This window comes from Microbacterium deminutum, assembly GCF_039530205.1.
In the GTDB taxonomy this organism is placed as follows: domain Bacteria; phylum Actinomycetota; class Actinomycetes; order Actinomycetales; family Microbacteriaceae; genus Microbacterium; species Microbacterium deminutum.
Genome location: NZ_BAAAOG010000002.1, coordinates 237,013 through 249,572, shown reverse-complemented (window position 1 = coordinate 249,572; position 12,560 = coordinate 237,013). Strand labels below are relative to the sequence as shown.

Genomic DNA, 12,560 nt, shown 5'->3' with positions numbered 1-12,560 from the left:
TTCCTGGTTTCGGGCGGTCTAGGGTTGTGGTACGCGATCAGCCAAGAGGTTGCGGCTGCCAGGGATCTGCCCATGCAACGTGAACTAGAGGCGATCGTCTCCGATCTGGCACCGTCCAGGACCTTCCACTCGCTGGTGCCGGAGGAACGGCAGGCCTTCCTTCAAGACGAGGCCATCAAATTCGGGCTTGACCCGCGCGAGCAAGCGACACCGGAGTCGTTGCTTCGAGTCTGCGTCGAGCGAGGATTCGAGGCGATCTCGAAGGTCGCCGTCCAGAACAGCCAGGCGATCGAGGAAGACCGGCTGTTTTTGAACGATGCACTGAAAGAAGTTCGCGCGATGTGTGCAAGGAGTTTCGCGCGCGACGGTGTTAACCAGTCTGACGATCAGCTAGACATGCATCATTGAGGCTCGGGGGGCGGCCTCAGTCGAGATCGCGATGGACAGTCGACGAAACGTGCGGTGGGTAGACTTGCGTTGTCGGTCGGGGGGAGACCATGGCTACAAGAGCGGTGCGCCGCACGGTGAGCGAATCGACCGGGGATCATCCTCGAGTGCTCTACGTTCGAACTCGGGGGCGCTCGACTGCCTCACACAGTGAGCGTCAGTCCAGGGAGCGCGAAGGCAAGGCTCCAAGACGCGCGTTGATCGAGGATGCCTTCGGATTTGATCTCTTGGATGAGTCAGATCTGCTATCCCTTCCTGGTCTGCGCGGCTGGCTGCTCCGCCGTATTCCGGCGTTTCTGGCCCTGGCGCTTGAAGTGGCGCGGCGAAGGAGGAACTACGATGTCGTGGTTTCCTGGTCAGAGAAGCACACCGTGGCAATCGCCATGATCCTCGCGTTGCTTCCGACACGGCCACGGCACCTCGCATTGCTCTTCTGGATCTCTAAGCCGGTGGTGCGAATCCCGTTGCGCCTCTTTCGAAGCGGTGTTGATCGAGTCATCACCTGGAGTTCAGTACAACGAGACGTGGCGGTTGGCCGCGTGGGATTCAAGCCCGACGAGATCGTGCTTGTCCACCACCCCGTCGATGAGGAGTTCTTTGCTCCGGTGGAGACTGAGCGGCGCATCCTCTTCTCGGCCGGTTCCACCCAACGTGACTTTCCGACACTCATCGAGGCCGTTCGCACCATCGACATGCCATTGAGGATCGCCGCCTCGGTTGTGGTTGAACTCAGGGCGTTGCGCATGGGCGTCGTCGATGTGCGGGATCAGGCTGACCTTCCCAGCAATGTGACGATTGCGCCTCTAGAGCCTGAAGAGCTACGCGCCGCCTACGCCTCCGCGAGGGTCGTGGTGGTGCCGTTGCAGCCGACAGACATCGATGCCGGCGTGAGCGTGATACTCGAGGCGATGGCGATGGGAAGACCTGTCGTGGTCTCGCGGACGGTAGGGCAGGTCGACGTTATCCGCGACGGCGTGACGGGAACCTACGTTGAGCCCGGGGATCCCGTGGCACTGCGCATGGTCATCGAGTCGCTGCTCAACGATCCTAAAATGGCTGAGGCCATGGGGGCGCGCGCGAGAGAGTATGTGCTCGTCAATCATCGAGTCGAGGACTTCGCGGATCGAGTTCGATCAGAGGCCCATGGACTTGCCGGCGCGACGAGTGGACCGCCGCGTGCTCGATGACCTGCGAGTCTCTCCAGCACCGACGCAGACAGCCGTCGTCATCTGCTCGGCCCCACGGAGGATTCCGAACGCTGATCGCCCAGGGGGTGCACTTCCCTACGGGATTGGGGAACTCTCGAGTTCGTTCGAGCTTCGCTGGGTAGATGGCCACCACGCCGGGTGGGCTCGGGCGCGGCTATTCGTAGCGGTTGACGGCGCCTTTCGTCGCTTCGCGCCGGGAATGCGTGGACTGGCGGCCGCATATCACGCCCGTGGACCGATGTCCGAGTCAGACGTGGCTCTGAGCGTATTCGAAGATGTGGGTCTCGGACTGGCCCGTGCAGGTTCGAATGGTTACGGCTGGGCGAAGGCGCCGCACGTGATGATGGTGTGCTGGCTGGCGGAAGATGTGCACGCAATGGGAAGGTTTCAGCGCCGGAGTGTTCAGAAATCGCTCCGGTCAGCGGCATCACTGTGCGTCTTCTCGCGGAATCAGGTCCGAGTCCTGCAGGCGACTCTTTCAATAGATCCCAAGCGCATCGTCGTGGTTCCATTTGGCGTGGACACACGCTACTTCGATCCCGCAAATGTGGTCGGTCCAGCGGGCGGCCACGGCGTCGTTGCAGTCGGAAGCGACTCGCGGCGAGACTACGAAACCCTGTTCGAAGCCGCGTCTATGGTCGATGCGCCATTCACTGTGGCGTGCGAGCCGCGAAACGTCCAAAGTCTGAATGCGCCCCCAAACGTCTCGGTCGTGAACATGTACGACGATGCTTATCGGCGGCTACTTCATCGGGCCGACATCGTCGTGACCCCTACGAAGGCGCCGGCTTACCCGAGTGGGCAGACTGTTGTGCTTGAGGCTATGTCGATGGGCAAGGCAACGATCACGACAGATTCTCAGGCGATGCGTGACTATGTTTTCGATGGTGAGACCGGAATCCTCGTTTCCCAAAGGGACCCACAACAGCTGGCGGCACGAATAAACCGGCTGCTCGATGATGCTCAGCTTCGAGAGTCCGTCGGATCGGCAGCTCAGGCCAGAGCTCGCGCCCAGTTTTCGCAGGCCCACATGTGGTCGGCGGTGGCGGACGTCTTGCGAAGCGTCACCAGGGACGAGTAGCTACAGGGCTTGCTCACAGTTTGTGTCGGATACTGTTTCCTTGCGCATCACGCACCCGAAAGAGGAGGAACGCGTGACGATCCGGGACATCTGGCAGGCGATCGTGCGACGCTGGTACGCAGTCGTTGCTGTCTTCGCCATTGTCGCCGGTCTCACGTTCTACTTCGGTCAGAACGATGGTCTCTACACCACCAGGACCGTCGTATCCTTCTCGGTACCTGGCCCCTCCGATCCGCTCGAGCAGGGCGGATCCAGGAAGCAAGGGGTGATCACATTTGCGGCGGCGCTCGCACGCGAGATCAACGATGGACGTGAGCCGACACGGTATGCTTCGGCCGACGCCCCCTTGTATGGGGCCGGCATCCGCCAAGGGGTTCTCGTTGGTCTTCCCGACACGGGCGGGCAGTGGGGGGTGTTCTATTCTCGAGCGGACATCGAGATCCAGATCGTTGGTCCCACCTACGAATGGGTTGAGCACAAGCAACAGACCATTCTCGCGAAGGTGCGGGCGAGCGCCGAAGCGCAACAGCGCGCTGTCAACGTGCCCGATGCAAGCTTCTTCAGCTCCGCGGTTGAGCCGATCACCTTGAAGATCGATCATGTCGCCCCTTCGAGGACGGCTAAGGCGGCCGCGATGGCCGCGATGGCGGTCGTAGCGATCTTGATTGGAGGCTGGGCCGCGTTGACGTGGGATCGGATCATGCGCAGACGCATGGAGCAGGCGACCCTCGCAACCCGTCCGACCCGACCTGCGATCTCCAACGAGGTGATGCTGTGAACCTGCTAGAGGTGTTGCGTGGTCTGTGGCGACGTTGGTACATCGTCGTCCCTGGCCTGATCATTGCGGTGACTCTCGCCGTCACGATGTGGTTCGTGATCAAACCCGGCTATCAGCGGACAGCGAGTCAGTTGCTTCTGCCGGGTTCTACCAGCGTTCCTCAAGGCGAGAACGTGTTCCTGTACATCGACGGCCTGTCGCAAGTCGCCGATGTGGTCGTGCGGACCGTCGGTGCAGAGACGGACCTCGGGCAGATTCTTGACGGACACCCAGGGGCATCCGCGGTCGTGGGACGCGACGTCGCAACTGCGGGTCCTGTAATCCTCATCACCGTCACGGCAACGAGCGATGACGAAGCTGCCGAGTTGCTATCGACACTTGTCGGCCGGACGGTGTCGACGCTCAGTCGCTTGCAGGCCGACGAGGGCATCCCTAAGCGCTCCCAGATCACGGCCATCACCCTCACGCAGGATCAGCGAAGCGTAATTGAGCAGAAAACACGGATGACGATTGCGGCAGGTGTCGGAATCGGCATGGTTGCGTTGACCATCCTCATCGCCAGCGTCGTCGACGGATTCGCCCGCCGTCCCAACCGGGGGCGTGGGCGCCATGGGTCGGGATCGAACGAGCGGCTATTCGACTTGGACGGACTGGAGCCCGAATCTGACGCACCTCCCGGCGCAGACGAAACAGAGGGATTGGCTCGTGAGGCCGAAGCAGTCGTGTCAGAGCGCGAGGGGGGTCCACCGGACGACGCGAGTTCGAACCGGCGGAGAGGCAATACTACTTCTGCGCTCATCTCCGGATGAGTGCAGAAGCCAAGCCGATAGGTCCGCTGTCTGCCACGGTGCACGGATCCTTCAAGCGTCGTCGGGGCCCGGATGCGCTGACGATGCTCACCATCTACTTGGTGTTGCTGATGGGTTTCCCGTCGAACTTGACTATCGCAGTGCTCGGAGCGTACGGGCGGCCCCAGTTTCTTTTTGGTCTCTGCCTGCTTGTTTGGTGGGTCATATCACGACTCCAAGCGAGGACCTTCGCAGTACGCCCTGTATTTCAGCCCGTGCGCCTCGCGATCGGGGCATTCGTCGTGGTCGCCTTGCTGAGCTTTGCTCACGCAATGCTCAGAGGCCAGCCGTTCGATCAGATCAGCCCGTCGATCTCCGCACTCGCCCGGTTGTTCTCCGGGACTGGTGTGCTTCTCGTGGCCATGGATGGCCTTCGCACCATGCAGGACGTCGTGGCCATGACGCGCCGCATAGCGATTGGCGGAGGCCTGCTTGCCGCGCTCGGGATAGTTCAATTCTTCACGAAATCGCCTGTAATTGACTTCCTCAACTCCCTTCCAGGCTTCACGGGATTTGCTGCGGGAGGGGACGCCCGCGCGGGATTCATTCGTTCGGCTGCCACAGCGACCCACCCACTCGAGTACGCGACAGCGCTCTCTGCAGCGTTGCCTTTGGCTATTGCGACCGCGATGTCGCCATCCGTCGGCATTGCGGTGCGTGGACGGTTGAGATGGTGGCTGCCGGTCGCCTTGATCGCAATGGCTTCCTTTCTCGCGGTCTCCAGATCTGCACTCATAGGTTTCGCTGTCGCCGTCGTCGCAATAATTCCTGCACTGCCGAGAAAATATCGCCTCTCGCTTGCAATCGGGGGTGTGGCGATCGCAGGAGTCGCTGTAATCGCAGTGCCGGGGCTCTTCGGGACGACCGTCGGCATGTTCACGGGTGCAGCGGACGACCCGAGCGCGCTTTCGCGACAGGCGGGGATAGCGATTGCTCCGGTCTTCATCTCAGCGTCTCCCCTGCTGGGAGCGGGGATCGGTACATTCTTGCCCAGGTATTACATATTCGACGATCAATGGCTTCAGTTGACTGTCGATGTAGGGATCCTCGGAGCCGTCACCTTTGCTGGACTGTTCCTCGCGGGAATCTGGAGCGCGATCAACGCCGGCCACCAGTCACAGCGCGAGGATGTTCGACTAATCGGCCGTGCGCTGGCCGCGTCCACCGTAACCGTCGCGATCGTCTTCGCGTTCTTCGACGGTTTCGCCTTCCCGATCTCAGCTGGTCTCGTCTTCTTGCTGATCGGTCTTTGCGCGGCGATCCGCACCGTTGGTGCAGCCGACGCCGACGCCGCAAAACACAAGAGGGCTGTTGTTCGTCCAGATGAGGATGACTGAGCCGGCGACTGATCCCTGCCTGAGTGCTCATCGGTGCGCGATGCGCCGAATCGACTCCTTGATTGTGTCAAGGCTCCCCTTGCCGAGGATACGCAAGACGACTTTTCGGCCGGTTGTACGCACGAGTTCTCGTCCTTCGCGGAGCGGCCGAAGGGTGACTGCATCGACGAGTAGTTCGCGTGGCTTGGGAACCGCCATCGCGTCAAGTTGCCCCGCGAAGAGGGATTGGTACATTGTCGGATCGACTCGACGACCGCGAAGGCGGTTACTGACATTGCCACCATGCACGATCTGGAGCCAGGCTGGGGGCCCATCGATGCTTACGACCGGCATGTGCTTGTGAAGCAAGATGTGCCAATCCCGCCAAGCGGTCACAGCGCCATCCCAGGGCTCTGAGACGCTGCAGAAGGCATTGGCTGGATCGCGACGAAGATAGGCGCGGTCGTCGACGCAGACGAGTCCGTTGGCAAGGTAAATGGCGCGACGTCCGTTGCCCGCGCGAGCGAGGCGCTGGAGACGCTCTACAAAGTCGACGGCGACGGCATCGTCGTTGTCGAGATTAGTGGTGAGCAGCAGATCACGTATCTCGCCCGTGATATCGCGCGAGTCCGTGACCACATCCTCCCAGGTTGCCGTCTCGCGATAGATGGGTGTGAACAGTCCTTCCTCTACGAGAGGCCGGAGGCGATCCCGGAGCCACGTCGGGCTCTCGGGATCGAAATAGATGATCCACGTGAAGTCGCGGACAGTCTGGGCACGCATGGTCGGGACCGTGTGTCGTTCGAAGAGTTCGACTCGATTGCGAAGCCAGCCTTCTTTGGCGCGGACGATGCTCTCGGGCCCGGGCGTCGGCAGGTTGAACCGGGTGAGGATGACATGGTCGATCGCCACGGTCATGTTCATCTAAGACCCGTTGTCTCTGGATCGGTGGGCTTGAACGTCATCCGGATCTCCGCACCGCTCGCTGCAATGCGCGAATCTTCGGGGCGCTCCATAGCCGTAAGGACTCGGCTGACCGGCTGGCAGCGCCCAATGGTCCGCGGTTGAAGTCTGCGACGTCCATCCCGAACGCCGTTGCGCGCACATCACCGGCGAGCATCGAGTCAACCACGCCCGCGGTCCGAGCCTTGTTCGTGTCGCCGGCTGGTGTTGGCACGGTGAGAGCAAGCGGGTACAGCTGACGCGGACCGTGCCAGTCGAGCGCCACAGTCGCGGGCATTCCGTGCTCTGCGCTGACGCTTAATGCCCATGCATTCGGGCGAATCCCGTCATACTTGCGATTCCAGACCTCTATGCCCGCGAGGTCGGCAGCCCACGCGGGGTCGAAACGTTGCCACGCATCGCGGCGTCGAGGATGGGCGAAGATCGCTGCGGCACCATCCCGTCGCGCGCGGCGCGCGACGTCGCCGATGTCGGGGGACCTCCCATAAAACGACGACCGTCCGAACACGGGAAGGTGAATGATGTGATCGGGATCCTGGTATTCGATCCCCGGCACAACCACGAAGTCGCGCTCCTCGCCGATCGCATCGCAGGCGGCCTGCATGCGGTCCCACTTCTCGTCATCCATTGTGCGGTCATGGTCGCAGATGAGTGCCCCCCCGAAGCCAGCACGTTTCAGTACGACGACCAGCCGCTCGAGATCCCAGTCCGAGTCGTCGGAGTAGCTGGTGTGGATGTGGGGGGCGAGCTTCAGGATCGTCACGTCCGCTTCCTCCCTGAGACCAATTCCGTCAGGGTCCCTATCGTGTCAGCCGCCAAGACGGATGGCTGGCGTGCATTCCAGTTGTAGAGGCGGTCTTGTCGCGTGACGGTGAGAAGATCAAGCGCGGTTCGGCCCCGCGATGGCCAGTTCTTCACGGCGGCGGACTGGGGTCCTCGAAGGACGAACAGGAAATGCGCCAACTCCCGGCCCAGATGGCGGGCAAGCACGCGGGGCGGCGCCGCGGGCAGGGCCGGCCTGCGGGCGAGTCCCAACGAGTGCTGCGCGGCCCACGCGGGGTACTCGTACCCGCGCCGACGCGCGAGCGCGAGGCTGCCCCACGCGCGTCCATTCAGTTCCATGAACCACGCAACGCCGCTCTTATCCCGTAGCAGCTCCACCATGAAGAGTCCGGTCCAGCCGACCGAATCGAGAAGCCTCTCTACCGGTGCGATCAGGCTCGATTCGACATCGATCGACTCGCAAGCCGAGGATGCAGATCCGTGCGGGTTCACCATTCGGACGCGACGGTGCGCGCTCAGCGCCGTCGGCCCGGATTCATCGGCGAAGCCGAATATCCCTTCGCCGGTTCCTGACAGCAAAGGCTGGCACAGCAACTCACCCGCGCCCAGGGTCGGCAGAGCCGCGGTGAGTTCATCCCAGTCGGCGCAGATCGCGCCGCGAGGACGTACCAGGCGGTCGCCTTCCTGGCGAACGGCATCCGCAGCTTTAAGGACGATCGGCCACGCCACGTCCCCAGTGAGGACCCCATCCCGGACTCGAAGAGTTGGGGGAACGGCGAATCCGGCCCGCTCCGCGGCCGTGAGCTGCTCGCTCTTGTCCAGCGCGAGATCTGCGCCGTTACGTGAGGGCCCGATAAGAGTCACCTCCCCGAGGTTCGTCCTCGCGAGCAGCCATAGGGAGGCGTCGTCGAGCGGGAGCACTGCCGACGGGCCAAGTTCCTTGATCGCGTGCTCAAGATCGGCGAGAGCGCCTGCCACGCTCGACTCGGGCGCCGTGATCTCCATGACGTCGACTCCGCGGATGCGGCTCAATGCCGTGCGCACGCCTCGTCGCCCGAAGGCCACGACACGCAGCCCGGCAGCCTGCAGCGACCACGCCGCCTCGATGGCAGCGAACGCCTGACTGAATCCGATCAGGACGATCGGCTTGTTGTCATTCATCGCCATCGTTTGAGTGCCTGCTTGGCCGGGCGCAACGGCCATGGATCGGAAGTGAGGGTAGGCGAGTCGAGAAGCCTCGCCACGGTTGCCGCTGTATCGCTGTGGATCACCGAGTATCTGGTGCGCAGCCACTCGTGCTCACGAGACCAGCCTTCGTCAACTGAGTACGCGCGGGTGAACTTGCGGGCTCTCAGCTCCTTCAGCACAGCTCTGTTGTAGAGTCCTTGCGGAAAAGCGGCATGCTTGATCGCTTCTCCCACAATCCGCGTGAGCCGCGACGACGAGTCATTCAGTTCGCCTGAGAGTTCGCCGGTGCGGGCGAGGTCAGTCCAGGGCCGGTGGCTTGCACCATGCGTGCCAAAGGTCATCCCGCACGCTGCCATCTCTGCGAGCTGGCCCGCCGAAAGCGATCCGTCTTCGCCTATGCGGTCAGTGATGATGAAGAATCGCGCCGCGATTCCTCGATCCAGCAGCGCCTGCAGGCCGAGCTCGTAGTCGGACTCGTTGGCATCGTCGAACGTGATCTCGACGCGTCGCGAGTGTGCGAGAGCGACATCCAGGACTTGCAGGTACTGATCATGAGTTATCCAGAATCGCTCTTCTCCAGGCTCGAGGACACGGCGTGGCGTCCCGATTCCATGGAAGTTGAGCGTGATCACTCGCGGCGGAATCCTCACGGCAGGGGTGTTGCTCTCGGTGGCTATCACGGCATCCTCGGTCGCGACTCAAAGGGAGGGGTGGGATCCTCGACGGCGAATTCGGGAGGGGTCGGGTCGGCCGAAGGCAAGTCGTGCCATCGCCCTCGATTGAAAACGAACGGCAGGGCGTAGCGGTGGCGGGGGTCGTGCAGCCGGAGAAGGTGCTGTACCGCGACCGCTGTGCGGAAAAGTGCGGTGTGGAGACGGCCATGCAGTCGCTCAAAATAGCGGATTCGGTTGACGGATATCAGCGCGACGAGGGGAGCTGGCTGACCCGACCCCGAACCGACATGGGAAGCGACCGCTGACGGCTCATAGCGCACGACGAAACCGGCGTCCCTCGTACGCCTCGCATAGTCCGTCTCTTCGGAGTAAAGGAAGTATGTCGCCGCATCCCACGCGCCGACAACCAGGTTGCACGTCGCCGAGACGAGCAGCGCCGCACCTCCTGCCCAGGCGACGTCACGAGGCGCGGCGTAGTCGGAATCCCGGCGAAGCGTCTCAGCCAACCACTCCGGTCGCGTCGCCCATCGATTGCCGAAGATCGAGTCGCCGAGCACACCCCAAAACGTGGGCTCCCTCCTCAGGCTGTCGAATCTTTTTTCGTCGCCGAGATCGCGCAACTGTGGCGCGCAGATCCCCACGGACGCGTCGTCCAGCACCCTGAGCATCCGATCAAGAGCGCCGTCCTCGAGGACGAGGTCGGGATTGAGAATAGCCACGTGCTCACCTGGCCGAACATGACGTCGTCCGACGTTGATGCCGCCTGAGTAGCCCAGGTTGGCCCCCGTCGGAATGACCACCACATGCTGGAACGATCGTGCCACATCCAGTGTGTCGTCGCGGGAGCCGTTGTCGACGACGAGGGCTCGCACGCCGATGCCGGAAGACTCGAGGGACCGCAGAAGGTCTGGCACCGTGGCTGCGCTGTTGTACGTCACGATGATAGCGACGACGGTGGCCACCTGGTCAACTGCGAGAAGTGTCATCGCGCTCCCATCGTTGCTCGGCCCGGCGGCCGGCGCGTGCGAGAAGTGCCACCAGGATGTACACGCTGGCGTCGAACACCGCTCGGGGTGACCTGATGGATCCGATCACCTCTCGGAACATGCCGCCAGCGCTACTGACCGGCCCTGATGGACCTGGCTCGCGGGCCCCGCTGACATTGCGGCGACTGATCGCCACCAGAGCGCGGAATGTTCGCGGCACCCGCACCCGGACCGGTTCCACTGCGACGACGGTCTTCTCTTCTTCGTCGAAGAGACGATCCACCCATAAATCGTCACCTTTCAGCTCGGGGAACCGTCCTAGCCGTTCGTGGCCCGTCTTCGACAGTCCGTATACTCCCGCGCCCCACATCGCGCGTTGCAGGGAGGGAATCTTCTGGCGGGTGCGATAGTAGGCGCGTACCAGCAGCCCCGCGCCGTCGACATCGAACTGTGCCGCGGGACGGGCCGCATGCACACCTGGTCGAGCAAGAGCCCGGGCGGTCGCGACGAGGCTCTCAGACGCAGCGACGATGTCGGCGTCTAGATAGATTCTCGGCCAGACCGAAGCATGCCTATCGCCGATGTTCAACGCATTGGGTTTGGAGGGGATGTCGCTCTTCAGCACCAGGACTTCGGCGAAGCTGGAGGCGACCTCAACCGTCGCGTCGGTGCACGCGTTGCACACGACGATGATCTGGAAGAGGCCCGGCTCCTTGGAAACGAGCGGCGCGAGCGTGCGGGAGATCACGGACGCTTCGTTGTGCGCAGGAATGATCACCGACGCGATCGACCCAGCGGAGCCATCGTGGGTGGCGAATGTGTCATCTGATGCATGCTGCACGTTCAGGACACCCCATTGAGAATACAACCTCGACGGCTGTGCGAGAGTAGACATGTGTCCGCGACCGCCCCACCCCGCCGGTGGGTTGTGTGGCTGCTGGTCGGGTACACGATCATGGCGGCGGTGCTCCTCCTGGCGCCCGGCGGCCCGGGCGATATCATCGCGGCCATCATGGAATGGCTCCACGACGGACTGGGGCTCTCCTTCATCCACCAAGGATGGATTGAGTTCGCGGGTAACATTCTGCTCTTCGTTCCACTGGGCTTCCTGCTGACGCTGCTGTTTCGGCGAGTGTGGGTGGGCCTCGTCGTGTTATCGGCTCTGTCCGTTTCGACAGAGCTGGTGCAGATGCTCATGCCGGCCCGGATGGCAAGCCTCAGGGACATTCTCGCCAATCTGCTCGGTGCCGGCGTCGGCGCAGCCATCGCATCGGTCACAGTCATCCGGCGCTCCTCACCACCGACGGCGACCAGGCGTGCGCGATGAACACCTCGGGCTTGCCTGAGCCGTCGGCCGCCAGCTGCCACACGTCCGTGTCGCCTGCGACGCCCTCGTGCGGCATGCCGTAGAGGATGGTGCCGTCGTCGAGCCACTCGATCTGATCGTCGACGTTCCGGCTCTCCGGCAGCAGCTTGACGTCACCGGACGCGAGGTCGAGGATCGCCGGCGTCCAATGGACGGTCGGCCCTGAGCCCGACGTCACCCGCTTGAAGGCGACGCGCGTGCCGTCAGGCGACAGCGATGGGCACTCGACGTCGTCGGCGACCGCCGTGAGCGTACGTGCGTCGAGATCGCCCTTCACCATGTACGTCTTGCCACCGGTCTGTGCGGTGGCGTAGAAGGTCGTGTCGTCGATGAACGTCACTCCCCAGAAGTTGCGATCGACTGGGGCGATGGGCGACCCGTCGACGATCAAGGTGAAGTCCTCGAGGTTGCCGGGACCCTTCCCGTTGCGATCATGGATCTCGGTCGCAGTCGAGAAGCCCACCGCGGCATACGAGTGACCGGTGACGAACGCTGTGGTGGCGATGAGCGCGCCGTCGTCCGAGATGCGGGTGCGGCTCGGAATGCCGGGCAGCGGCCACTCAGCGACGACCTGAGAGTCGTTGGTGTACAGCGTCGCGGTGTAAGAGGGCGCGATTCCGCGCTCGGAACGCAGGCAGGAGAACCCTTCCTCGGTGGCGTCCACACGATCGCAGGCCGTGTCGGTGACGGCGCGCGGACCGGAAGGATCCGACAGTTGCACGCTCGCAACATGTCCGTATCCTGCTCCGCTCGCGGTGTTGCGGAACACGATGCGGTCACCCGACGCCCACTCGGCCGGCGAGGTCGTCTCGACCCCGCTGGGAGCGCTCTGGCGCGCCTGATACTGCTGCCACGCGAGCGCGGCGACGACGACGGTCGCTCCGATGGCGACGACAGAGATGAGGATCACGATGATCCATCT

At 63.0% G+C, this 12,560-nt stretch carries 14 protein-coding genes; 7 read left to right on the top strand and 7 right to left on the bottom strand.

Going from position 1 to position 12,560, the window contains the following annotated elements; genetic code table 11:
• Positions 1-72 precede the first annotated feature (72 nt).
• From ABD212_RS07455 to ABD212_RS07430, 6 genes are all read left to right on the top strand, one after another.
• Positions 73-408 carry a hypothetical protein gene (locus tag ABD212_RS07455; protein ID WP_344092941.1) on the top strand — a complete coding sequence of 112 codons (336 nt, stop codon included), beginning with the start codon at positions 73-75 and terminating at the stop codon, positions 406-408.
• A 236-nt stretch (positions 409-644) separates the two neighbouring features.
• Positions 645-1,634, top strand: coding sequence for a glycosyltransferase family 4 protein (locus ABD212_RS07450; RefSeq protein WP_344092939.1), 990 nt, complete (start codon positions 645-647; stop codon positions 1,632-1,634).
• A 259-nt stretch (positions 1,635-1,893) separates the two neighbouring features.
• Positions 1,894-2,736: a glycosyltransferase family 4 protein gene (locus ABD212_RS07445; protein ID WP_344092937.1), complete on the top strand. Its 843-nt coding sequence runs from the start codon at positions 1,894-1,896 to the stop codon at positions 2,734-2,736.
• A gap of 73 nt (positions 2,737-2,809) precedes the next feature.
• On the top strand, positions 2,810-3,514 hold the full coding sequence (locus ABD212_RS07440; RefSeq protein WP_344092935.1) for a hypothetical protein: 705 nt from the start codon (positions 2,810-2,812) through the stop codon (positions 3,512-3,514).
• Positions 3,511-4,323 (top strand): YveK family protein, encoded by an 813-nt coding sequence (locus ABD212_RS07435; protein WP_344092933.1) that lies wholly within the window; start codon positions 3,511-3,513, stop codon positions 4,321-4,323. Before ABD212_RS07440 ends, ABD212_RS07435 begins: the two co-directional genes overlap by 4 nt.
• Positions 4,324-4,406: 83 nt before the next feature.
• Entirely contained in the window at positions 4,407-5,699 is a 1,293-nt protein-coding gene (locus tag ABD212_RS07430; RefSeq protein ID WP_344092931.1) for an O-antigen ligase family protein, read from the top strand.
• 27 nt (positions 5,700-5,726) lie between these two features.
• On the opposite strand, the gene ABD212_RS07425 is transcribed toward ABD212_RS07430, so the two are convergent.
• From ABD212_RS07425 to ABD212_RS07400, 6 genes are all read right to left on the bottom strand, one after another.
• Entirely contained in the window at positions 5,727-6,602 is an 876-nt protein-coding gene (locus ABD212_RS07425) for a glycosyltransferase (RefSeq protein WP_344092929.1), read from the bottom strand.
• A 37-nt stretch (positions 6,603-6,639) separates the two neighbouring features.
• The gene (locus ABD212_RS07420; RefSeq protein ID WP_344092927.1) at positions 6,640-7,269 is read right to left on the bottom strand and encodes a PHP domain-containing protein; all 630 of its coding nucleotides are present in this window, start codon (positions 7,267-7,269) and stop codon (positions 6,640-6,642) included.
• Between the two features lie 131 nt (positions 7,270-7,400).
• Positions 7,401-8,585: a hypothetical protein gene (locus ABD212_RS07415; RefSeq protein WP_344092924.1), complete on the bottom strand. Its 1,185-nt coding sequence runs from the start codon at positions 8,583-8,585 to the stop codon at positions 7,401-7,403.
• Positions 8,582-9,244, bottom strand: coding sequence for a polysaccharide deacetylase family protein (locus tag ABD212_RS07410; protein ID WP_344092922.1), 663 nt, complete (start codon positions 9,242-9,244; stop codon positions 8,582-8,584). The genes ABD212_RS07415 and ABD212_RS07410 overlap by 4 nt, the downstream gene beginning before the upstream one ends.
• Positions 9,245-9,288: 44 nt before the next feature.
• Positions 9,289-10,272, bottom strand: a complete 984-nt coding sequence (locus tag ABD212_RS07405) for a glycosyltransferase (protein WP_344092919.1) — start codon at positions 10,270-10,272, stop codon at positions 9,289-9,291.
• Positions 10,253-11,050 carry a glycosyltransferase family 2 protein gene (locus ABD212_RS07400; RefSeq protein ID WP_344092917.1) on the bottom strand — a complete coding sequence of 266 codons (798 nt, stop codon included), beginning with the start codon at positions 11,048-11,050 and terminating at the stop codon, positions 10,253-10,255. The genes ABD212_RS07405 and ABD212_RS07400 overlap by 20 nt, the downstream gene beginning before the upstream one ends.
• Positions 11,051-11,167: 117 nt before the next feature.
• On the opposite strand from ABD212_RS07400, the gene ABD212_RS07395 reads away from it, so the two are divergent.
• On the top strand, positions 11,168-11,599 hold the full coding sequence (locus tag ABD212_RS07395) for a VanZ family protein (RefSeq protein ID WP_344092915.1): 432 nt from the start codon (positions 11,168-11,170) through the stop codon (positions 11,597-11,599).
• Here the strand turns inward: ABD212_RS07395 and ABD212_RS07390 are convergent.
• Positions 11,553-12,548 carry a TolB-like translocation protein gene (locus tag ABD212_RS07390; RefSeq protein ID WP_344092913.1) on the bottom strand — a complete coding sequence of 332 codons (996 nt, stop codon included), beginning with the start codon at positions 12,546-12,548 and terminating at the stop codon, positions 11,553-11,555. The genes ABD212_RS07395 and ABD212_RS07390 overlap by 47 nt on opposite strands.
• Between the last annotated feature and the right edge of the window lie 12 nt (positions 12,549-12,560).